Here is a 23,336-nt window from a genome sequence, read left to right on the forward strand (position 1 = left end):
ACGCACCCGCATGCCCACGCCATGCGACATATCCTCCTCGGCTGGCTGCTCGCCGCCGTCGTCTCGGCCGCCCACGCGGCCACGCCTGTGCCGGCCGCCGCGTCGGCCGCCTCCGACGCCACGCCCGCGCTGACGCCGCAAGAGGCGCGACAGGCACTGAATGTGCTGGAAAACCCGCGCGAGCGCGCGCAGGTCGAAACGACGCTGCGCGCCATCGCGGCCGTCGGCGCGCTGAGCGCGCCCGCCGTGCCGGCAAGCGCGGCGTCTGCGGCCAGCGGCGCATCGGCTGCGGCGGCGCCGGCCGCGCTCACGTCGAACGGGCTCGCATCGATGCTCGTCCGCCAGGGATCGCGCTGGGCCGCCCAGATCGGCAACGCGCTGCAGGAATCGCTGCGCTCGCTGCTCGACATCGGTTCGGTGGGAAGCTGGTGGCACGACAAGCTCGCGCGCGCCGACCAGCGTGCGGATCTGACTCGCACGCTCGGGATCCTCCTCGCGGTGCTGCTGCCTGCGCTCATCGTCGAATGGCTCGCGAAGCGGCTGCTGCGACGCGCGCTGGCGACGGTGGCCGCGCGCCGCGCCGATGCATCGCGCAGCCCCGCGCCCGATTCCGACGCATCGGACGAGGATCACGCGCCGCCGCCCGACACGTCCACCCCGCCCGACACCGCAGCCGCCAATGCTGCGGACACCGCGCCCTCCCCAAGCCGAGGCCACGCGCGCCGGCACACCACGCTGCTGCACCGGATGCCGCGCGCGCTCGTCAGTCTCGCGCTGCGCGTGGTGCCGCTGCTCGTGTTCGTCGGTGTCGCGAGCCTGACGATGTCGTTGCTCGTCGAAGCAGGCACGCCGATCGAATCCGCGCTCGAAGCATTGATCGACACCTACGTGATTTGCCGGCTCGTCACGATCGTCAGCCGGCTGTTCTTCCAGCCCGACGCACGGCAATTGCGGCTGCTGCATATCAGCGATGCATGGGCCGAGTTCGCGCAACGCTCGATCGCGCGGATCGCGATCGTGGTCGGCGCGTGCACGGCGGCCGTCGAGATCGCCGCGAACTTCGGCCTGACCGAAGCAGGCCATGTCGCGCTGCTGAAGGCCGTCGCGCTCGTCGGGCACGTGATGATCTCGGTGCTGATCCTCCAGTGCCGCCGGCCGGTCGCGGCCCGGATCCGTGCCGCCGGCGCGGATCGTCCGACCTTCACGGTCGTCGGCAACGCACTCGCGGACGCGTGGGCGCCCGTCTCGGTCTTCATCGTGATGGCACTGTGGTTCGTGTGGGCGCTCGACGTCCACAACGGCTACCGCGTGCTGATCACGCTCGGCGGCCGCTCGATCGCCGTGATGATCGCGATGCGGATGGTGTCGATCGTCGTGTTCGGCGCGCTCGCACGGCTGTTCCAGCGCCGCGAGGACGAGCGCACGCTCGTTCATCTGCACGCGTACCGCTACTACCCGCTGCTGCGCCGGATCGTGTCGGGCGCGCTCGGCGTCGTGACCGTCCTGTTGCTGCTGCAGATCTGGGGCGTGCCGATCTTCCGCGCGTTCGAGACGGGTACGATCGGCCACCGGCTCGCCTCCGCGCTGGTGACGATCGCGATCGCGGCGATCGTCGCGCTCGTCGTGTGGGAAGCGGCCAACATCGCGATCGAGCGCCGCCTGCAACGCTGGACGCGCGAAGGCAACCTGGTGCGGGCCGCGCGGCTGCGCACGCTGCTGCCGATGCTGCGCTCGCTGCTGTTCGTGATGATCGCGCTCGTCGTCGTGCTGACGGGCCTCAGCGAACTCGGCGTGAACGTCGGCCCGCTACTGGCCGGCGCCAGCATCTTCGGCGTCGCGCTCGGTTTCGGCTCGCAGAAGCTCGTGCAGGATTTCATCACCGGGATCTTCCTGCTGATGGAAAACGCGATGCAGGTCGGCGACTGGGTCACGCTCGCCGGCGTATCGGGGACGGTCGAATACCTGTCGATCCGCACCGTGCGGCTGCGCGCCGGCGACGGGTCGCTGTACACGATCCCGTTCAGCTCGGTGACGACCGTCAACAATACGAATCGAGGGCTCGGCAACGCGGCGGTCAAGGTCAGCATCGCGTACGACGAGGACATCGATCGCGCGATCGCGACGCTGAAGGAAATCGGCGCCGCGTTGCGCGACGACCCGAAGTACCACGACGGCATTCTGTCGGACTTCAGCTACTGGGGCATCGACCAGGTCGACGGCGCGGCGCTCGCGCTGGCCGGACAGATGCAATGCACGGACTCGGCGCGCTGGAGCGTGCAGCGCGAATTCAACCGGCGGATCGCGGAGACGTTCCGCGAACGCGGAATCCGGATCGCCAATCCGCAGCGCAGCGTCGTGGCCTATGCGGACGGATCGCGGCCTGTCGGCCACGATGAAAACGACCTGCGCGCCGACACGCGGAATGCCGCCGATACGGCAGCCCGGCCGCCGTCGCCCGACGCAGCGGAGCGCAAGCCGGGTTGATCGTCGGGAGCAAGTGATCCGTCGCGCTCAACGCGCGGCAGGCTTCTTCACGCGGGCCGTGCTTTTCGCGGCGGGAGGCGCCGCCACCGGCTTCGCCGCGCGTTTCGCCGCGGCACCCCGCCCGCGCTTCGGCGCGGATTCCCCCTCGGCGGCACCCGCATCGCGCTGCGCATGCCATTGCTCGAGCAGCACGCGCGTCTGGTCGGCGATCGTTTCGGTCACGAGCGCCGCGCGCGCGCCGTCGAACGCCTCCCATTCGAGCAACTGCAGCGCCGAACGCTGCGCGATGTGGAACACCGTGAGCTGCCCGAACAGGCTCAGCGCGCGCAACCGCGTGACGGAATCGTCGGCCGGCCGCCCCGTGATGCGGCCGATCAGCTCGGCGCACACGTCGTTCAGCGGCTTGCGCATGCGCGTCATCAGGATTTCGCTTGCGCTCGCCGGTTCCTGGCCGCCCTGCTCGCGCGCGAAGAACATCCGCTGGTTCATCGTCTTCGGCGCGGTGAACATCCGGTCCGACAACGCACGCAGCAGCCCGATGAACGCTTCGATCAGTTCGTCGACGCTCGCATGAGCGTCGAGCATCGCCCGCGCATGGCCGACCGCCGGCGCGAACACCTGCCAGCCGCTCTCGGCGATCGTCTCGACGCACGCGCGGTACACGCCTTCCTTGTTCTCGAAGTAGTACTGGAGCGCCGGCGCGTTCACGCCCGCCCTCGCGGCGATCTCGCGCGTCGACGCGCCCGCGAACCCGCGCTCGCCGAACAGTTCGATCGCCGCCTCGATGATCCGCTGGCGCGTTTCGTCGCCGCGCGCGTAGCCGCCCGCCGACGTGCGGCGCAGCTTCTTCGCTTCGTTCATGCCTTCCTCGTCATTCGATCGATCGACATTCTACTTGACACAATTTTATCAACTGGAATAATTCTTCCACTTGGAATAAATTGGATCCCGCATGTCGACGCCACAAGACCCGCCACAGAAAGCAGATCGTCAGGAAAACGGAACAACGCCGCGCAACGGCGGAACGAAGCGGCGCATCCTGCTCGCGGTCGCCGTGCTCGCGGCCGTCGGCGGCGCGGTGTGGCTCGGCCGCTGGTGGACGATCGGCCGCTTCATCGAAAGCACCAACGATGCGTACCTGCAGGCCGACAGCATGACTGCCGCGCCGAAGGTCGCCGGCTACGTGACCGACGTCTACGTGCGCGACAACCAGCCCGTCAAGGCCGGCGATCCGCTCGTACGGCTCGACGTCCGGCAGTACCAGGTGGCGCTCGCGCAAGCGCTGGCGACCGTCGACGCCCGTCGCGCCGATATCGCGCGCGCCGAAGCCGACATCAGCCAGCAGCGCGCGAATCTCGAACAGGCCGACGCACAGGCGAAGGTGTCGCGGATCAACGCGCAACACGCGAGCGACGAGTACACGCGCTATGCGCCGCTCGCGGCGACCGGCGCCGAAACGCACGAACGCGTGGCCGACCTGAAAAGCACGCGCGACCAGGCGCGCGCGACGCTCGCCGCGAACAACGCGTCGATCGCCGCCGCCCGCACGCAGATCGCGTCGTTCACCGCGCAGCTCCAGCAGGCGCGCGCGCAGCTCGAGGCCGCGCAGGCCAGCGCCGCCCAGGCGCAGCTCGACCTCGACAACACGATCGTACGCAGCACGCTCGCGGGCCGCGTCGGCGACCGCACGGTGCGCGTCGGGCAATACGTGCAGCCCGGCACGCGCCTGCTGACCGTCGTGCCGGTCGACTCGATCTATCTCGTCGCGAACTTCAAGGAAACGCAGATCGGCAACATGCGCGTCGGCCAGCCCGTCGAGCTGCATGTCGACGCGCTGCCGGACGGCCCGCTGTCCGGCGTCGTCGACAGCTTCGCGCCCGGCACCGGCGCGCAGTTCGCGCTGCTGCCGCCCGAGAACGCGACCGGCAATTTCACGAAGATCGTCCAGCGCGTGCCCGTGCGCATCCGTCTCGCCGCGAATGCCCGCGCGCAACGCATGCTGTTGCCCGGGCTGTCGGTGACGGTCGACGTCGATACGCGTTCGGCCCGCGACGAGCAGCATCATGGCTGATACGCCCGCCACGATACCCACGCCGCCGCACGAAGGCCGCGCGAGCGTGACCGACTGGATCGCGGTCGCGGCCGGTGCGCTCGGCGCGCTGATGGCGACGCTCGACATCTCGATCACGAACTCCGCGCTGCCGCAGATCCAGGGCGAAATCGGCGCGACCGGCACCGAAGGCACGTGGATCTCGACCGGCTACCTGATGTCGGAAATCGTGATGATCCCGCTCGCCGCATGGCTCACGCGCGTGTTCGGGCTGCGCAATTTCCTGCTGACGAACTCCGCGCTGTTCATCGCGTTCTCGATGATGTGCGGGTGGTCGCATTCGCTGCCGATGATGATCGCCGGCCGGATCGGCCAGGGCTTCACCGGCGGCGCGCTGATCCCGACCGCGCAGACGATCATCCGCACGCGCCTGCCGCTGTCGCAGTTGCCGGTCGGGATGACGATGTTCGGCCTGATCGTGCTGCTCGGGCCGCTGTTCGGCCCCGTGCTCGGCGGCTGGCTCGCGGAGAACGTGGACTGGAGCTGGTGCTTCTTCCTGAACCTGCCCGTCTGCCTGCTGCTGATGGCGCTGCTGGTGTTCGGCCTGCCGTCGGACCGACCGCAATGGAGTGCGTTCTTCAACGCGGACTGGCTCGGCATCCTCGGCCTCGCGATCGGCCTGAGCTCGCTGACCGTCGTGCTAGAGGAAGGCCAGCGCGAACGCTGGTTCGAATCGCAGATGATCGTCACGCTGAGCATCGTGTCGTTGGTCGGGATGATCCTGATCGCGTTGTCGCAGCGCTTCGCGAAACGGCCGATCATGCGGCTGTCGCTGATGCGCAACCCGCGCTACGCGAGCGTGATCGTGATCGTGTCCGCCGTCGGCGCCGGGCTGTATGGCGTGTCCTACCTGTTGCCGCAGTTCCTCGCGATCGTCGCCGGCTACAACGCGGAACAGGCCGGCGCGATCATGCTGCTGTCCGGGCTGCCGGCCTTTCTCGTGATGCCGATCCTGCCGCGTCTGCTCGGCAAGGTCGATTTCCGCATTCTCGTGATCACGGGGCTGCTGCTGTTCTGCCTGAGCTGCATGCTCGACATCAGCCTGACCGCGCAGAGCGTCGGCCACGATTTCGTGTGGTCGCAACTGATCCGCGGCCTCGCGCAGATGCTCGCGATGATGCCGCTCAACCAGGCGTCGATGGCGGCCGTCGCGCGCGAAGACTCGGGCGATGCGGCCGGGCTCTACAACATGGCGCGCAACCTCGGCGGCTCGATCGGGCTCGCGATCATCGGCACCGTGATCGATCGGCGCACGACCTTCCATACGGCCGCGCTGCGCGAATCGGTGACCGCGAACTCGCCCATCGGTCAGGATCGACTGTCGGCCTATGCGGCCAACTGGTTCGCGCACACCGGCGATCTCGCGTATTCGAACATGCGCGCGCTCGGCCAACTGGCGCAGCAGATCCAGATCCAGGCCGTCGTGATGACCTATTCCGAAACCTTCTATCTGCTGGGCCTCGCACTGCTCGCCTGCGTGCCGCTCGCGCTGCTGCTGAGAACGCCGCGCGGGCCGCAACCGATGTCGTCCGGCCATTGACCCGTCATACGCGATGAAATCCTTCCCCCTGCTCCGCCGCCCCGCGCTCACCCTGTGCGCGGCCGCGTGCCTGCTCGCCGGCTGCACGGTCGGCCCCGACTACCGCGGCGCGCCCGCCGCACCCGATGCACCGATCTTCGTGCGTGCGCCGGCCACCGGCGTCGACACCACCGCACCCGCGCCGAGCGCGTGGTGGCACGCGCTGAACGATCGGCAGCTCGACGAGCTGATCACCGCGGCGCTCGTGTACAACCCCGATCTGCACGCCGCGCAGGCACGCCTGCGCGCGGCGCGCGCGCAGCTCTCGCAGCAGCGCGCCGCGCAGATGCCGAAATCGTCGGCCACCGTCGCGGCCATCCGCATGCGCGAACCGGACGTCGGCGCGCTCGGTTCGCTGCTGCCGTCGAGCGGCTCGGGCCAGTCGGGCGGCACGTCGCCGTCGCTCGGCGGCTCGGGGCCGCTGCAACTCTATTCGGCGGGCTTCGACGCGACCTGGGAAATCGACCTGTTCGGCGGCACGCGCCGCGCGGTCGAAGCCGCTTCCGCGCAGGCCGAAGCCGTCGATGCCGATCTCGCCGACACGCAGGTGTCGATCGCGGCCGAAGTCGCGAATGCGTATGTCGACCTGCGCGACCAGCAGCAACGACTTGCGTTGTCGCGGCGCACCGCGCAATTGCAGCAGCAGATGCTCGAACTCACGCAGCAGCGCCGCGCGCGCGGCGTCGCGGCCGATGCGGACATCGAGCGGCTGACGACGCAGGTCGAGAACACGCGCGCGTCGCTGATCCCGCTCGATGCGCAGGTAACCGAATCGCTCGACCGTCTCGCGATCCTGACGGGCCGCGCGCCGGGCGCGCTCGACGCCGTGCTGTCGACCCCGGACGCAGCGTTGCCGACGCTGCCCGGCAGCGTCGCGATCGGCGACCCGGCCACGTTGCTGAAACAGCGCCCCGACATCCGCGCGGCCGAACGCCGGCTCGCGTCGAGTCATGCGCAGATCGGCGAGCACGTCGCCGACTATTTCCCGAAGGTGACGTTGCTCGGCGATCTCGGTTTCAGCGCGACCGACCCCGGCCACCTGTTCCGCAAGCAGAATTTCACATGGATCGGTGCGCCGTACCTGCAATGGAACATTCTCGACTTCGGACGCACGCGCGGCGCGGTACGCGCGGCCGAAGCGTCGCGCGACGAAGCGGAAGCGAATTATCAGAAGGCCGTGCTCGGCGCATTGCAGGATGCCAACACCGCGCTGCAGCGTTACGGGCATCAGCGCGAGCACGTCGTCGCGTTGACGAAGGTGCAGACGTCGGCCGTGCATTCGCGCGCGCTGATGGACCAGCGCTATCGCGCGGGCGTCGCGTCGATGATCGACCTGCTCGATACGCAACGCGAAGCGCTCTCCGCGCAGCAGAACGTGATCGCCGGGCAAGCCGAACTGATCAAGAACTACGTGTCGATACAAAAGAGCCTCGGGCTCGGATGGCAAACGAGCGCCGGTTGACGGCGCCGCCAGAAATCATGCACGACCGATGCATCATGCGCGCCGCAACGACTCCCTGCGCACGCAACGATACGGTTTCGTTTCGTGCGCAACGAAGGGTTCGCGCGGCATCGACCCCACGGCTATCGAAAACATATCGAATATCAATTAGCCAATCGTCTGACGATCTCTTCTAATTCAGTCGGCTTCCCCACCACCGATCGGATTCAAGGAGTTCCATCGTCATGTCCTCATCTTCCCATCGCGTGCTGCGGCACGCAGTCGCCGCGATCTGCGTGGCACTCTCCGCTGCTCCGCATGCCGCCGAACTCACGCGCGACACCGGCGCGCCCGTGGGCGACAACCAGAATTCGCAAACGGCCGGCCCCGCCGGCCCGGTGCTGCTGCAGGACTCCGCACTCATCGAGAAACTGCAGCGTTTCGATCGCGAGCGCATTCCGGAACGCGTCGTGCATGCACGCGGCACCGGCGCATTCGGCGAGTTCGTGCCGAGCGCCGACATCTCCGACCTGACGAAAGCGAAGGTCTTCACGCCCGGCACCCGCACGCCCGTGTTCGTGCGCTTCTCCACCGTGATGGGCTATCGCGGCTCGCCCGAGCAGGCGCGCGACCCGCGCGGCTTCGCGGTGAAGTTCTATACGCAGCAGGGCAACTGGGACATGGTCGGCATCAACTGGCCGGTGTTCTTCATCCGCGACGGCATCAAGTTCCCCGACTTCGTGCACGCGAACAAACCGAGCGCGGTGACCGGCGTGCAGGATCCGAACCTCGCGTTCGACTTCTTCGCGCACACGCCCGAAGCGACCCACATGCTGACGATGCTGTATACGGACGCCGGCATGCCCGATTCGTATCGCCGCATGGACGGCTTCGCGGTGCACGCGTTCAAGTTCGTCAATGCGCAGGGCGACGTGCACTACGTGAAGTTCCACTGGAAGAGCCAGCAAGGCGTGCACGGCCTGCGGCCGCAGGAGATCGCCGCATCGATCGGCCGCGACTGGAACATGATGACGAACGACCTGTACGGCGCGCTGAAACAGGGCGATTTCCCGAAGTGGGATCTGTACGTGCAGGTGCTCGCGCCGAAGGACCTGAACCGCTTCGACTTCGACGCGCTCGACGATACGAAGGTCTGGACCGGCGTGCCTGAACGCAAGATCGGCACGATGACGCTCAACCGCGTGCCCGACAACTACTTCCAGTCGACCGAGGAATCGGCGTTCGCGCCGTCGCGGCTCGTGCCGGGCATCGAACCGTCCGAAGACCGGATGCTGCAGGATCGCCTGTTCGCGTACGCCGACACGCAGATGTACCGGCTCGGCGCGAACTACATGGATCTGCCGATCAACCGCCCGGTCGTACCGGTCGTCAACAACAACCAGGACGGCAAGATGAATGCCGGCGACCGCAAGGGCGAGGTGAATTACGAACCGTCGACGCTGAACGAACTCGCGCAGGATCCGCAGTACAAGTCGGTCCGCATGGCGCTCGGCGGCACGACGCAGCAGGAAGCGATCCGCAAGAAGCTGCCGTTCCGTCAGGCGGGCGAGTACTACCGCAGCCTGTCGCAGCAGGACAAGGACGACCTCGTCACCGCGCTGTCCGGCGATCTCGGTCAGGTGAAGAACGCGCACAACCAGTACGCGATGCTGTCGTACTTCTACAAGGCCGACGCCGATTACGGTACGCGCCTCGCGCAGGCCGTTCACGCGAACGTCCAGCAAGTGCAATCGCTCGCGGCGAAGCTGAGCGACAACTGATCCCGCGACGACGGTCGCTGCCGACGTGTGCGCTCGCCCCGCGCACGTCGGCCCGGCCACCTCATCAGGACATCCTCATGCGATCCGAACGCTTCACCCACGCGATCCGCGCGGCCGCGGCGTCGCTCGCGCTGGCCGCGCTCGCCGGTTGCGCGCACCTGCCCGACCGGCCTGCATACGGCAAGGCCGACCCTGCCGCGCTGCGCCGCTATGACGACGACTGGTTCGACGCCGCGCGCGTCGGCCGCGTCGATATCCTGCGCGCGTTGCACGACGCCGGCTATCCCATCGACGCCACCGACAGCCACGGCTATACGGCCGTGATCCTCGCGTCGTACGATGGGCAGCCTGCGGCGCTCGACTACCTGTTGTCGGCGGGCGCCAATGCGTGCATTGGCGATCGTCACGGCAATACGGCGCTGATGGGCGCCCTCTTCAAGAACGAACCCGACATCGCGCGGCGCCTGATCGACACGCACTGCCCGATCGACCAGACGAACGGCGCCGGCGAAACCGCGCTCGGGTTCGCGACGCTGTTCAACCGCTTCGAGCTGATTCCGCTGCTCGTCGCGCATGGCGCGAATCCGAACCATGTCGACCGACGCGGCCAATCGCTGCTTCAACTCGCGCTGACGCACGACAACACGTATGCCGCGGACGCACTGCGGGATGCCGGCGCCAAACGGTAGTGCGACTACGGATCGACCGTCTGAACGATGCGGATGCGCCGTGCTATCGTGCCGTTGGTTTCATCGCACGGAGACGGGAAAATGCTGAATCGCTTCGCCATTGTTCTGGTTGCCGCCGGCGCGACAACAGTCTCGCTGCCGCCGCCGCGAGCCCCCAACCGGACAGCGCCAATTCGTATCGTCAGTTGCGCACGCGGCTCTTTGCCGGCGCGGCGGTCACCGCAATCTTTTCGCCGAACCAGTGCCAGCACGCGCAGCAGGCGGCTACCCAGGCAGCGGCGCCCACCGTGTCCGGCGGCTTCGCGATACGCGACTTCATGGAAGTCGGCGGCAATACGCTCGCGTTCGCCAACCAGCACCTCACCGTCCAGCCGAGCGGCGCGACCGTACTCGAGCTGATCCAGTACCGCGTGATGCAGGACGAAAGCGCGACGGTGACGGTACGCTCGCTTTCGCCCACCACGTACCAGCCCGTCGCACCCGCGCAGGTTTTCCAGTGCACGCTCGGCGACGGCCTTCGTTTCGCGTACGCGTGGCGGGATCGCGACTGACGCCGGAACTTCGTAGCGAATGCGGAAATTCGCACGGAAACAGCAGGAGTACTACGAAATTCGGTTGACGTACGGAACAGGAAAAATCGATCCGTGCGTCGTCCGCGCCCACGTTCCGACTCGAAAATACTCGTCGAGCAGACGATAGAATGCGATCCGCTCCGGATCGGGATGGTCGATCCCGTACCGCATGAAGAAAGGCGCAGCCCATTCGCTGGCCGGGTCCGCCTCGATATCGCGCGATGCCCGCGCCGGATCCCGATAGCGATCGGCCAATGGCGCGCTCGTCGCCACGCACCGCTTTCGGCAGCATCCACGCGCGCCCCGCCGCCGACACGACGCCGGGCACCCGGCAGACCCGTCGTCCCCAGCCAGCGTGCCGCCAAGCGTCGTCCGCCCCCGCCGCCATCGTTTTTCGGTGCCCTTCGCCACCTCCATCGAATCTCCATCTTTCCGCATCAAAGACACCAACTACGCGCGTCAGACTCCGGTCCGTCAAAGCAGGCAGTGGGCTGCCTGCGCTTCCTGGAGTCGCTATGAAGAATCAGAAACGATGCTGCCACGGCGCCGTATGCGCGCTGGTGGCGGCAATGCTGGCGGGTTGCGGGCCATCCGAACAGCAGGCCGCCGCGCCGGCCACACCGGTGGCGGCCATGACCGTGGCCGCCACGCGCGTCGACGTGACCGAAGACTTGCCCGGCCGCGTCGCGGCCGTGCGCGTGGCCGAGATCCGGCCGCAGGTGAGCGGCATCGTGCAACGCCGGCTGTTCGAACAGGGCACCGAAGTTCGTCCGGGCCAGCCGCTGTTCCAGATCAATCCGGCGCCGTTCAAGGCGGAGATGGACACAGCCGCCGCATCGCTGCAGCGCGCGCAGGCCGCACTCGAACGCGCGAAGGTGCAGGCCGCACGCTTCAAGCCGCTCGTCGAGGCCGATGCGATCAGCCGCCAGGTGTACGACGACGCCGTATCGCAACGCGACCAGGCCGCGGCCGACGTCGCGCAGGCCCGCGCGACGCTTGCGCGACGCCAGCTCGACCTGAAATTCGCAACCGTGGAAGCGCCGATCGCCGGCCGCATCGACCAGGCGCTCGTGACCGAAGGTGCACTGGTGTCGAGCAGCGACAGTCAGCCGATGGCGCGCATCCAGCAGATCGACCAGGTATACGTGGACGTGCGCCAGCCGGCCGCCTCGCTCGACGCGCTGCGCGGCGCGCTCGCGGCTCAACCGCAAGCGTCCGACGGCAACGGCCTGCCGGTCGACGTGCTGCGCGACGACGACACGCGCTACGACGTCAAGGGCCGCATGCTGTTTTCGGGCGTCAACGTCGATCCGGGCACCGGTGACGTGCTGCTGCGCGTGCTGGTCGACAACCCGAAGCGCCAGTTGCTGCCGGGCATGTACGTGCGCGCCCGCATTCCGCGCGCCCACTACGCAAACGCCGTGATGGTGCCGCAACAGGCCGTCGTGCGCGCCGGCGGCAAGCCGCAGGTATGGGTGCTGGACGCGAAGGGCAACGCGCACCTGAAGGCCGTCGAAGTCGGCGAGCTCACGAACCGCAGCTACCGCATCAAGTCGGGCCTGCAGGCCGGCCAGAAGATCGTCGTCGAAGGCATGGAACGCCTGACCGACGGCGCGGCGGCTGCCGCAACCGACTGGAAGTCGCCTGACGCGGCCGTCGCGTCCGCGCACTGAGTCACGAGGAGCCTCCCGCCATGGCTGAATTCTTTATCCGCCGCCCGGTGTTTGCGTGGGTGATCGCCCTCTTCATCATCCTGATGGGGCTGATCGCGATCCCGCAGTTGCCGGTCGCACGCTACCCGTCGGTCGCACCGCCGTCCGTCACGATCACCGCGAACTATCCCGGCGCCACGCCCCAGACGATGAACGACGGCGTGCTGAGCCTCATCGAGCGCGAGCTGTCCGGCGTCAAGAACCTGCTCTACTTCGAATCGTCGGCCGACACGTCCGGCAGCGCGCAGATCACCGTCACGTTCAAGCCCGGCACCGATCCCGAGATGGCGCAGGTCGACGTGCAGAACAAGATCAAGTCGATCGAGCCACGCCTGCCTGCCGCCGTGCGCCAGAACGGGCTGATCGTCGAATCCGCGTCGTCCGGCTTCCTGATGCTGATCGGCCTGCGCTCCGACAGCGGCCGCTTCGACGAAGGCGCGCTCGCCGACTACATGGCGCGCAGCGTGTCCGAGGAATTGCGGCGCATCGACGGTGTCGGGCGTGTGCTGCAGTTCGGCTCCGAGCGCGCGATGCGCATCTGGGTCGATCCGCAGAAGCTGATCAATTTCGGTTTGTCGATGAGCGATCTGACGACCGCGATCGGCCAGCAGAACGTGCAGATCGCGCCGGGCAGTCTCGGTGCGCTGCCCGCGCTGCCGGGCCAGCGCGTGACCGTGCCGCTCACCGCGCAGGGCCAGCTCACCACGCCGGAGGAATTCGCGAAGGTCGTGCTGCGCGCGAACGCGGACGGCTCGAAGGTCGTGCTCGGCGACGTCGCGCGCGTCGAGCTCGGTTCGCAAAACTACATGTTCGTGAGCCGCGAGAACAACCGGCCGGCCACGCTCGCCGGCGTGCAGCTCGCACCGGGCGCCAATGCCGTGAAGACGGCGGACGCGATCCGCACGCGCATGGCCGAACTGAGCAAGTCGATGCCGTCGGGCATGACCTACTCGATCCCGCTCGACACGTCGCCGTTCGTCAAGATCTCGATCGAGAAAGTGCTGGCCACGCTGTTCGAGGCGATGGTGCTCGTGTTCCTCGTGATGTACCTGTTCCTGCAGAACGTGCGCTATACGCTGATCCCGGCCATCGTCGCGCCGGTCGCGATGCTCGGCACTTTCTCGGTGATGCTGCTGACCGGCTTTTCGATCAACGTGCTGACGATGTTCGGCATGGTGCTCGCGATCGGCATCATCGTCGACGATGCGATCGTCGTCGTCGAGAACGTCGAGCGCCTGATGGCCGAAGAAGGACTGTCGCCGAAGGACGCGACGTCGAAGGCGATGAAGGAAATCACAGGCGCGATCGTCGGCATCACGCTGGTGCTGACCGCGGTGTTCCTGCCGATGGCGATGGCGAGCGGCTCGGTGGGCGTGATCTACAAGCAGTTCACGCTGTCGATGGCCGTGTCGATCCTGTTCTCCGCGCTGCTGGCGCTGACGCTCACGCCGGCCCTGTGCGCGACGATGCTCAAGCCGCTCGCGCCGGGCCACCACGAGAAGCGCGGCTTCTTCGGCTGGTTCAACCGCCGCTTCGACCGCCTGACGAAATGGTACGAGACGCGCGTCGGCCGCCTGGTCGGCCGCACGGGCCGCGTGATGCTGGTGTTCGTCGCGATTGCGGGCGCGCTGGTGTTCGGCTTCCGCAGCCTGCCGTCGTCGTTCCTGCCGGACGAGGATCAGGGCTACTTCATCACCAGCTTTCTGCTGCCCGCTGACGCTACCGCCGAGCGCACGCACGACGTGGTCAGGACGCTGGAGCGGCATCTTGCTTCGCGTCCGGCAATCCAGTCGAGCATTTCCGTGATCGGCTACGGCTTCTCGGGCCAGGGCCCGAACGCGGCGATCAACTGGTCCGTGATGAAGGACTGGAAGAATCGCGGCGGCGCGTCGACGCTCGAGGAAGGCATGCTCGCGCAGCAGGCGATGGCCGGCGTGACCGAAGGTACGGTGATGAGCCTGCTGCCGCCGGCCATCGACGAACTCGGCAACAGCTCGGGCTTCTCGATGCGCCTGGAAGACCGCGCCAACCAGGGCACGGCCGCGCTCAAGGCTGCGGAAGCCAGGCTGCTCGAACTCGCCGCGCAAAGCAAGGTCGTGACCGGCGTGTACCCGGACAGCCTGCCCGCCGGCACGAGCATCCGCCTCGAAATCGATCGCGCGAAGGCGCAGGCGCTCGGCGTGTCGTTCGCGACGCTCAGCGACACGCTGTCGACCGCGATGGGCTCCACCTACGTGAACGACTTCCCGAACGCCGGCCGCATGCAGCAGGTGATCATCCAGGCCGACGCGCCGGCGCGCATGCAGATCGACAACGTGATGAAGCTGTACGTGCGCAACGCGGCCGGCGGCATGGTGCCGCTTTCCGAAGTGGTGCGCCCGGTGTGGACCGAGACGCCGCTGCAGATGGTGCGCTTCAAGGGCTACCCGTCCGCGCGGATCTCCGGCACCGCCGCCCCCGGCCAGTCGAGCGGCGCGGCGATGGCCGAGATGGAACGTCTCGCCGCGCAATTGCCGCCGGGCTTCGCGGTCGAGTGGACCGGCCAGTCGCTGCAGGAACGCCAGTCGGCGTCGCAGGCGCCGATGCTGATGGTGCTGTCGATGATCGTCGTGTTCCTGGTGCTCGCCGCGCTGTACGAAAGCTGGTCGATTCCGCTGTCGGTGATGCTGGTGGTGCCGCTCGGCCTGATCGGCGCGATCGGTGCGGTGCTGCTGCGCGGCTTGCCGAACGACGTGTTCTTCAAGGTCGGGATGATCACCGTGATCGGCCTGTCCGCGAAGAACGCGATCCTGATCGTGGAGTTCGCGAAGCAATTGCGCGAGGAAGGCAAGGGATTGATAGAGGCAGCCGTGCAGGCGTCGAAGCTGCGCCTGCGCCCGATCCTGATGACCTCGCTCGCATTCGGCCTCGGCGTCGTGCCGCTGATGATCGCCACCGGCGCCAGCGCCGAGACGCAGCACGCGATCGGCACCGGCGTGTTCGGCGGCATGGTGACCGCCACGGTGCTGGCCATTTTCTTCGTCCCCGTTTTCTTTGTGTTCGTGATGAGCATCCAGGAGCGCATCGGCGCATGGCGGGCTTCCCGCAAGCAGCCGGCGGCCCCGACTCACGGACAGGAAGGTTGATGCCATGCGACTGCTTATTCTGCCCCTCGTCCTCGCGCTGTCGGCCTGCTCGCTCACGCCGACGCTGGTCAAACCCTCGATGCCGGTGCCGACGGCCTACACGGCCGCCGCTGCCGCCGATCTCCACGCGAACGCCGCCGATCTCGGCTGGCGCACGATGTTCGGCGACCGTCGCCTGCAGCGCCTGATCGAGCTCGCTCTCGACAACAACCGCGACCTGCGCGTGGCGGCGCTGAACGTCGAGGCCGCCGAAGCGCAGTACGGCATCCAGCGCGCCGCGCGTCTGCCGTCGATCGGCGCCGGCGCGAACTTCACGCGCCAGCGCACGTCGGACGACACGCAGTCGAATCCACCGCTGTTCGGCACGACGCAAAACCAGTACGGCGTGAACGTCGGTATCAGCGCGTTCGAGATCGACCTGTTCGGCCGCGTGAAGTCGCAATCGGATGCCGCGTTCGCGCGCTATCTGGCAACCGATCACGGCCGCCGCGCGGTGCAGATCTCGCTCGTCGGCGGCGTGGCGGACGCGTATTTCGCCGAACGCCTCGCGCACGAGCAGCGTCAGTTGTCCGAGCGCACGCTCGCCGACTGGCGACAATCGCTCGATCTCGCGCGCCGCCTGAAGGAAGCGCATCAGGCGAGCGGCGTCGACATCGCGCAGGCCGAAGGCCAGGTCGCGAGCGCGACGGCCGACCTCGAAGCGCGCACGCGCGCCGTCGAGCAGGCGCGCAACGCGCTGCGCCTGCTGGTCGGCGCCGAGCTGCCCAAGGATCTGCCCGAGCCGCTGCCGCTTCAGCAGCAACCGGTGATGACGCAATTGCCGGCCGGCCTGCCGTCCGAGCTGCTGTTCCGTCGCCCGGATATCCAGCAGGCCGAACAAAATCTCGTCGCCGCGAATGCGGACATCGGCGCCGCGCGCGCCGCGTTCTTTCCGCGCCTGTCGTTGACGTCGTCGATCGGTTTCCTCAGCCCCGCGATGGGCAGCCTGTTCGACGGCGGCCAGCGCGTGTGGAGCTTCGCGCCGCAGGTCACGGTGCCGATCTTCCAGGGTGGCCGGCTGCGTTCCGAGCTGCGTCTCGCGCAAGTGCGCAAGTCCAGCGCGATCGCCGAATACGAACGCGCGATCCAGGCCGCGTTCCGCGAAGTAGCCGACGGCATCGCCGGGCGCGAAACCTTCGGCCGCCAGATCGACGCGCAGACGCGCGTGGTCGCTTCGGCCGAACGCCGCACCGACCTGTCGAACCTGCGCTATCGCGCGGGTGTCGAGGGGCGGCTGGAGTTGCTCGATTCGCAGCGGCAGCTCTATGCGGCACGGCAGACGCTGCTCGACCTGCGCCGCGACGAGCTCGGCAATGCCGTTGCGCTGTACAAGGCGCTCGGCGGCGGTCTGACGGACCAGGACGTCGCACCGTCGAAGCGCCTAGCGCAGAACTGAACGAACGACGCCGTTGCGCCCCGTGCGGCAGCGTGGCGCAACGGCGTGCCCCGGCCCGGCCACGGGCCGCCCCGACTGTTCGACATCGCACGGTACATCCCATGACGAATTCCCTGATACTGATCGCGGAAGACGAGCCCGACATCTCGGACATCCTCGATGCATACCTGAAGCACGACGGCTTTCGCACCTACCGCGTCGCCGACGGGCAAGCGGCGCTCGACGTGCAGCCGCGCCTGAAGCCCGACCTGATTCTGCTCGACGTGAAGATGCCGCAGAAAAACGGCTGGGACGTGCTCGCCGAGTTGCGACGGCGCGACAATACGCCCGTTGTCGTCGTCACCGCGTTCGATCGCGACCTCGACCGGCTGCAGGCCCTGCACGCCGGCGCGGACGACTACATCGTCAAACCGTTCAACCCGGCCGAAGTCGTCGCGCGGTTGCGCGCGATCCTGCGCCGCTCCGCCGCGCCGCCGACCACGCGCATGCTGCGCGTCGGCGACCTCGAGGTCGACACCGACAGCTATCTGGCCCGCGTGCGCACGGCGGGCACCGAGGTGCCGATCACGCTGACGCTGACGGAGTTCCGGCTGCTCGCGCACCTGGCGAGATCGCCGAGCCGCGTATTCACGCGCGGCGAGTTGCTCGACGCGTGCATGGCCGACGTGAGCGCGCTGGAGCGCACGGTCGACAGCCACATCTGCAGGCTGCGCAAGAAACTCGAACAGGCCGGCGCACCTGGCATGCCGGAAGTGATGCGCGGCGTCGGCTACCGACTGCGAGGCGTGCGGTGACGTTGTCGGCACGGCCCGGCCGGCAGATCGGGCGGGCGTTCGGCCTCGCCGCGAGCGTCGTCGTGCTGCTCGCCTGCACCGTCGCGTTCTTCGTCCACGCACTGCATGCGCCGGCCGCGCTGCTGCGCGACGCGACGACCGACGTCATGCTCCGCAGTGCGTCCACTTACCTGGTGCCGGCGACGGCGCTGTTCGTCTGCCTGCTGGCCGCCGCGTTCGACCTGCTCAGGCTGATCCACCGTATGCTCGCGACGCTCGACGCCATGGCGGACACCGCCGCCCGGACCGTCGCCGGCGATCCGTCGGCGCGCACGGTTTCCCGTGCCGGCTGTCCGGCCGACCTGTCGCGCTTCATCGAGCATTTCAATGCGATGACTCATTCAATGAAACCTGCGAATTCATCCGATGCGACGGCCACCTTCTCCGGCAACAGTCGCGTCACGCGCACCCGGCTCGCCGAACTCGAAACTCGGCTCGACGCCATCAGGACGCTCGCCACCGATGCCGACGCGTCCTCGCGCGATGCGCTGCTTCGGCATGTCGACGCGCTGTTCCGGATCGTCGACGACCTTCAGGTCGCCGAACGACAGGCCCCGCCGATTCGAGCATTTCCTCGATAACGACTGGCCATTGCAACACGCATCGGAAAGGATCGGCGAGTCGCTTTCGGCATTACCTGCGTTGCCGGTTTCGAACATTACAAAATACCGCCGATCTTTTCAAAATCATTGCGCTTTATCAGCTTTAACTTTGTTTCATATAATCAAAAAAAGTTTGACATCGTACTTTCGTTCTTGATACCGTCCGATGCAAGCAATCCGACGGATTGCCTGCCACGCAAACGATTCCGCTCCACGTTTTTTTCGCTTCCGCTGCACCGAAGTACGCGCCGCCGAATGATGCGTTCGCCCGCCGGCGCGTGCAGCATCCCGATGCATTTCACTGGACGGCTGCCATCCGGCAGCGGGCCGAAGGATCGAATCAAATGAGCAGGACAACGAAGCTGTTGCTCTAGCATTCCCGCCCGCGCCGAATCCGGCGCGACTGCGCCGCCCTGCGGCGCAGCCTTTCCGTTACCGCGTTTTTCGTATTTCGCCCCCGGAGAAAAAACCGCTTTCCGGATCGGGCGAAAGGCCCTGTCGCGTCCGTGCCACCCGCCCGCATGCGACAGAAAGCGGCGGTGCATGACCCGCACCGCTGTCGACCATCGTTGTTCGTGCCGTTCGTTGTTCAACCGGAGGGGTAATTCAAATGAATCAGGTTGCAAACAAGAAACAAAAGCACATTCGCACCGTCAATCTCGCACTCGCCGCCGCGGCCGCAGCCGCGTCGTTCGGCATGGCGACCGCCCATGCCGCGCCCGCGGCCGGCTGGACGGAAACGCGCACCAAGGGCTTCCTGCCGCTCGTGCAGCAGAACGAAGCCGGCACGGCCGGCGCGCCCGCGGCGAGCACGGCTGCCGCGGCGGCCGCCGCGATCGACATGGCGCCCGGCGAATCGGTGGACATCGTGCTCGGGCTGAACCTGCGCAACGAAGCACAGCTCGACCAGTACCTGCGCGACCTGCATACGCCCGGTTCGCCGCACTACCGGCAGTTCCTGACGCCTGCACAATTCGCCGCGCAATATGCGCCGACCGACCAGCAGGTCGCGTCCGTCGTCGCGCATCTGCGCAAGGCCGGCTTCGTGAATATCGTGGTCGCGCCGAACCGGCTGCTGGTCTCCGCGTCCGGCACCGCGGGAACCGTCCAGTCCGCGTTCCGCACGACCCTCAAGCGCTTCACGCGCAACGGCCGCAGCGTTTATGCAAATACCGACGCCGCGCAAGTGCCGAACGCGATCGGCAACATCGTCGGCGCGGTGCTCGGCCTGCAGAACGTCGAGCTCATGCATACGGGCGCGGGCGGCAAGCCGCAAGGCAACACCAGCAACCTGACGATCCCGGCCGGCGCGTCGGCGGTGCCGCACAACCCGACCGAATTCTCGTCGATCTACGGCGGCGACGGCACGCCGACGGCCTCGCAGACCACGGTCGGCATCATCTCCGAAGGCGATCTGTCGCAAACGGTGAGCGACCTCAATACGTTCGCCGCGAACAACGGCCTCGGCACGATCAGCAGCAGCATCGTGAAGACGGGCCCGGCCGGCAGTTCGTACACCGACACCGACGGCACCGTCGAATGGAACCTCGACAGCCAGTCGATCGTCGGCACGGCCGGCGGCAGCGTGAAGCAGGTCGTGTTCTATACCGCGCCGTCGATGACGCTCACCGCGATCACGGCCGCGTACAACAAGGCCGTGACCGACAACGTCGCGAAAGTGATCAACGTATCGCTCGGCGTATGCGAATCGTCCGCGTACAGCACCGGCTCGCAGGCCACCGACGACACCATCTTCAAGCAGGCGGTCGCGCAAGGGCAAACCTTCTCGGTTTCCGCAGGCGACCACGGCGCGTACGAATGCGCGAGCGGCAAGCCGTCGCGTTCGACCTACACGGTGAGCGAGCCGGCCACGTCGCCGTACGTGATCGCGGTGGGCGGCACGACGCTGTTCACCAATACGTCGACCAATGCGTACAACAGCGAAATCGTCTGGAACGATCCGAGCTGGCAGCCGGGCACCGTATGGTCGACGGGCGGCGGCTACAGCAAGTACGAGGCCGCGCCGACGTGGCAGTCGTCGACCCTCACCGGCTCGACCAAGCGCGCGCTCCCCGACGTCGGCTTCGACGCCGACCTGCGCACGGGCGCGATTCTCGTCGTGAACGGCCAGACGTCCGACACGCTGTGGGGTTCGGGCTACCTGAACAACGAAGGCGGCACGAGCCTCGCCGCGCCGATCTTCGCGGGCATCTGGGCGCGGCTGCAGTCGGCCAACAACAATACGCTCGGGTTCCCCGCGTCGAGCATCTACAAGTACTTCCCGAGCAACACGGCGCTGCTGCACGACGTCACGTCCGGCAACAACGGCAGCGGCACTTACGGCTACAAGGCGAAGGCAGGCTGGGATGCGACGACGGGCTTCGGCAGCGTGAACATCTCGAAGCTGAACGCGTTCATCCAGAGCACGTCGGATTTCGCGCGCTGACGAGCCATTGACCGAACCGGATGCGCAAGCGCGACGTCTCGTACGCAACCGCATCCGACGACCCGCGAAGGCTGCGCAGCCTTCGCGGGTCCTCTGCGAGCCGTGCCGTCTCGCCTCTTCCGATGCGGCCTCGTCGCGCCGCTCAATCGGCCCAGTTCCGGACATAATCCGGCACCGGCACGTTACCGTCGGCATGCACCGGCGCGCCGCGCGTCGTCTTCAACGGCAAGATCCCAGCCCAGACCGCCAGCCCGAGATCCTCTTCCTTGTCGGACGGCAGCGAATCGCTGATTTTCACGGCCGCTTCCGACATCGAAATCCGCAGCACGCCGGTCGCATTGATTTCCTTCGAATTGCCCGGCCGCGCTTCGTGCTTGCGGCCCGGCGCGATCTTGTCCATCAATGCATCCAGCGCAGCGAGTTTTTCCTCGCTGCCTTCCACCACGTCGAACTGCCCGTAGATCACCGCGGATCGATAATTCATCGAATGATTGAACGCGGACCTGGCCAGCACGAGGCCGTCCAGCAGCGTCATCGCGACGCAAGCCTGCGCGCCGGCCGACAGCGCCTTGATCATCCGGCTGCCGTTGGACCCGTGGATATAGAGCTCGTCGCCCTTTCTCCAGTGCGCGGTCGGGATGCAGTGCGTGTTCTGCCCATCGCAGAACGCGATGTGACAGACGTACGCGTCGTCCACGATGCGGTAGAGCATCGTGCGATCGTGGCTCGCCAGCTCGGGCAGGCGGCGAACCGTCGTACGTGGCGTGGAAGAGAGATGAGTCCGGTCGTTCATAGATCTGTAGTGCGAAATGAATGGTATCGGCATCGTGCCGTATCCGGGCGTGAGCGCGCGGTTGTCCGACCCATCGACAGTCGCTTGCCGAATCGAGCAAAATACGCGCGTATCGCAAAGCCGCGCCGATCGCCAAGAATGCGCGTGCACCGGCCTGCCCCGCGAGAACATGAACGATACGATGCGTGCGGCATCTTCGAAAGAACCAGCACAAGAAAAATTTCTGGAACCAGCCCATGGATCTCGCGCTGCTCATCTCATCGCTTTCCAGACAGGACGGCGCGACGACACATAGCCAGCAAGAAGCCCTCTACCGGAGCCTGCGCGACATGCTGCTGGACGGGCACCTGCCGCCCGGCACGCGGCTCGCGTCGACGCGCGTGCTCGCGGCCGAACTTGGCATCGCGCGCAATTCCGCGGTCTATGCGTACGAGCGCCTGGCCGAGGAAGGCTTCGTCGCGGCCACGCGCAACGGCACGATCACGTTATGGGACGGATGCAGCCGGCCGAGCGCCGTCCATGAGGACGGCCCTGCACCGGTTCACCTGTCGGCGCGCGTGCAGGGGCTGGAGAACGCCGACCCCGAGCCCGAACGCATGCTGCCGTTCGTTCCCGGCCTCCCTTCCCTCGACGAATTCCCGGTTGCCCAGTGGCGCCGGTGCATCGAGCGTGCATGGAAGACCATCACGCCCGCCCGGCTCGCGTACGGGCCGGTCGAAGGGCTACCCGAACTGCGGCGCGCGGTGGCCGCGTACATTCGCGTCTCGCGCCGCGTGCGCTGCGACACGGGCCAGGTATTCATCACCGACGGCACGCAGAGCAGCCTCGAACTCTGCGCGCGCATGCTCGCGAATCCCGGCGACTACGGCTGGCTCGAGAATCCTTGCTACAACGGCGCGAGGACCGCATTCCGGTCGACCGGCCTGAATCCCGTGCCGATCGAGGTCGATCGCGAAGGCATGGCGCCGACCGACGAGCAGTGGCGCACCCGCCCGCCGCGGCTGATCTACACGACGCCGTCGCACCAGTACCCGCTCGGCGCGCTGATGAGCCCCCGGCGACGCGCGGCGCTCGTCGAGCGCGCCCGCGCATGCGGCGCGTGGATCATCGAGGACGACTACGACAGCGAATTCCGTCACGGCGGCCAGCCGCTGCCCGCGATCCAGGGCCTGCATGCCGATGCCCCGGTGTGCTATCTCGGCACGTTCAGCAAGACGATGTTTCCTGCTCTTCGGCTCGGTTTCATGGTGGTGCCGCAGGTGCTCGTCGAGCGCTTCACCGGCACGCTGCGCGAACTCGTCCATCGCGGTCACTCGGCCGACCAGTTGGCGATGGCCGAATTCATCGACAGCGGCCTGTTTGCGCGGCACCTGCGGAAGATGCGGGCGCTCTACGCCGCCCGGCGCAGCAGCCTCGAAGCGGCGCTCGCGCGCCATCTCGGCACGTCGCTGAGCGTGCGGGAAAGCCCGGGCGGCATGCATCTTTCCGCGGATCTCGCGGTGCCGCTGCGCGATACCGACGTCGCGCGTGCCGCAGCCGCCCGCGGCTTGCTGCTGCAACCGTTGAGCCACTACTGCATCGGCGACGGCCACCGCGGCAACGGCCGCCGCGGCGACGGCCGCCGGTACAACGGCTTCGTCCTCGGCTATTCAGGGCTGAGCGACGCGACGATCGAGACGGCGGCAATGCAATTCGCCGACATCATCGATCGGCACCGCCGCGCGCGGCGCTGAA

General features: G+C 67.4%; 18 protein-coding genes. 14 read left to right on the plus strand and 4 right to left on the minus strand.

What is annotated here, in order from left to right; translation table 11 throughout:
- Positions 1-21 precede the first annotated feature (21 nt).
- Positions 22-2,484, plus strand: coding sequence for a mechanosensitive ion channel family protein (locus WT24_RS21005; protein WP_060035756.1), 2,463 nt, complete (start codon positions 22-24; stop codon positions 2,482-2,484).
- A gap of 27 nt (positions 2,485-2,511) precedes the next feature.
- Here the strand turns inward: WT24_RS21005 and WT24_RS21010 are convergent, their stop codons facing one another.
- The gene (locus WT24_RS21010) at positions 2,512-3,345 is read right to left on the minus strand and encodes a CerR family C-terminal domain-containing protein (RefSeq protein ID WP_060035757.1); all 834 of its coding nucleotides are present in this window, start codon (positions 3,343-3,345) and stop codon (positions 2,512-2,514) included.
- Between the two features lie 91 nt (positions 3,346-3,436).
- On the opposite strand from WT24_RS21010, the gene WT24_RS21015 reads away from it, so the two are divergent.
- The 6 genes from WT24_RS21015 (at position 3,437) to WT24_RS21040 (ending at position 10,635) form a co-directional block, all read left to right on the plus strand.
- Positions 3,437-4,555, plus strand: coding sequence for an HlyD family secretion protein (locus tag WT24_RS21015; RefSeq protein WP_059793906.1), 1,119 nt, complete (start codon positions 3,437-3,439; stop codon positions 4,553-4,555).
- The gene (locus WT24_RS21020; protein ID WP_059793904.1) at positions 4,548-6,134 is read left to right on the plus strand and encodes an MDR family MFS transporter; all 1,587 of its coding nucleotides are present in this window, start codon (positions 4,548-4,550) and stop codon (positions 6,132-6,134) included. Before WT24_RS21015 ends, WT24_RS21020 begins: the two co-directional genes overlap by 8 nt.
- 13 nt (positions 6,135-6,147) lie before the next feature.
- Complete coding sequence (locus WT24_RS21025; protein ID WP_060035758.1) at positions 6,148-7,635, plus strand: efflux transporter outer membrane subunit; 1,488 nt, start codon at positions 6,148-6,150, stop codon at positions 7,633-7,635.
- 224 nt (positions 7,636-7,859) lie between these two features.
- The gene (locus WT24_RS21030; protein WP_059501187.1) at positions 7,860-9,395 is read left to right on the plus strand and encodes a catalase; all 1,536 of its coding nucleotides are present in this window, start codon (positions 7,860-7,862) and stop codon (positions 9,393-9,395) included.
- 77 nt (positions 9,396-9,472) lie between these two features.
- Positions 9,473-10,084 (plus strand): ankyrin repeat domain-containing protein, encoded by a 612-nt coding sequence (locus WT24_RS21035; protein WP_059793900.1) that lies wholly within the window; start codon positions 9,473-9,475, stop codon positions 10,082-10,084.
- 185 nt (positions 10,085-10,269) lie between these two features.
- Positions 10,270-10,635, plus strand: coding sequence for a VirK family protein (locus WT24_RS21040; protein ID WP_257127538.1), 366 nt, complete (start codon positions 10,270-10,272; stop codon positions 10,633-10,635).
- Between the two features lie 51 nt (positions 10,636-10,686).
- On the opposite strand, the gene WT24_RS35110 is transcribed toward WT24_RS21040, so the two are convergent.
- Positions 10,687-10,911, minus strand: coding sequence for a hypothetical protein (locus tag WT24_RS35110; RefSeq protein ID WP_060035759.1), 225 nt, complete (start codon positions 10,909-10,911; stop codon positions 10,687-10,689).
- A gap of 260 nt (positions 10,912-11,171) precedes the next feature.
- Between WT24_RS35110 and WT24_RS21050 the strand changes: the two genes are divergently transcribed.
- From WT24_RS21050 to WT24_RS21070, 5 genes are all read left to right on the plus strand, one after another.
- Positions 11,172-12,329 carry an efflux RND transporter periplasmic adaptor subunit gene (locus WT24_RS21050; protein ID WP_060035760.1) on the plus strand — a complete coding sequence of 386 codons (1,158 nt, stop codon included), beginning with the start codon at positions 11,172-11,174 and terminating at the stop codon, positions 12,327-12,329.
- Positions 12,330-12,349: 20 nt separating this feature from the next.
- Positions 12,350-15,493, plus strand: coding sequence for an efflux RND transporter permease subunit (locus tag WT24_RS21055; protein ID WP_060035761.1), 3,144 nt, complete (start codon positions 12,350-12,352; stop codon positions 15,491-15,493).
- A 4-nt stretch (positions 15,494-15,497) separates the two neighbouring features.
- The gene (locus WT24_RS21060; RefSeq protein WP_059501192.1) at positions 15,498-16,928 is read left to right on the plus strand and encodes an efflux transporter outer membrane subunit; all 1,431 of its coding nucleotides are present in this window, start codon (positions 15,498-15,500) and stop codon (positions 16,926-16,928) included.
- A 101-nt stretch (positions 16,929-17,029) separates the two neighbouring features.
- Complete coding sequence (locus WT24_RS21065) at positions 17,030-17,722, plus strand: response regulator (protein ID WP_059501193.1); 693 nt, start codon at positions 17,030-17,032, stop codon at positions 17,720-17,722.
- 62 nt (positions 17,723-17,784) lie between these two features.
- On the plus strand, positions 17,785-18,342 hold the full coding sequence (locus WT24_RS21070; RefSeq protein WP_257127539.1) for a histidine kinase: 558 nt from the start codon (positions 17,785-17,787) through the stop codon (positions 18,340-18,342).
- A 143-nt stretch (positions 18,343-18,485) separates the two neighbouring features.
- On the opposite strand, the gene WT24_RS34535 is transcribed toward WT24_RS21070, so the two are convergent.
- A complete protein-coding gene (locus WT24_RS34535; RefSeq protein WP_156441854.1) occupies positions 18,486-18,908 on the minus strand; it encodes a hypothetical protein in 423 nt (140 codons plus the stop codon).
- Positions 18,909-18,973: 65 nt separating this feature from the next.
- Here WT24_RS34535 and WT24_RS21075 point away from each other — a divergent pair, with 65 nt between their 5' ends.
- Entirely contained in the window at positions 18,974-20,809 is a 1,836-nt protein-coding gene (locus WT24_RS21075; protein WP_060035763.1) for a protease pro-enzyme activation domain-containing protein, read from the plus strand.
- Positions 20,810-20,951: 142 nt separating this feature from the next.
- Here the strand turns inward: WT24_RS21075 and WT24_RS21080 are convergent, their stop codons facing one another.
- Positions 20,952-21,602, minus strand: a complete 651-nt coding sequence (locus WT24_RS21080; RefSeq protein ID WP_060035764.1) for a pyridoxamine 5'-phosphate oxidase family protein — start codon at positions 21,600-21,602, stop codon at positions 20,952-20,954.
- Positions 21,603-21,838: 236 nt separating this feature from the next.
- Between WT24_RS21080 and WT24_RS21085 the strand changes: the two genes are divergently transcribed.
- Positions 21,839-23,335 carry a PLP-dependent aminotransferase family protein gene (locus WT24_RS21085; RefSeq protein ID WP_060035765.1) on the plus strand — a complete coding sequence of 499 codons (1,497 nt, stop codon included), beginning with the start codon at positions 21,839-21,841 and terminating at the stop codon, positions 23,333-23,335.
- Position 23,336 lies beyond the last annotated feature (1 nt).

Origin of the sequence: Burkholderia sp. MSMB1078WGS, from assembly GCF_001528895.1 — a bacterium.
Lineage (GTDB): Bacteria > Pseudomonadota > Gammaproteobacteria > Burkholderiales > Burkholderiaceae > Burkholderia.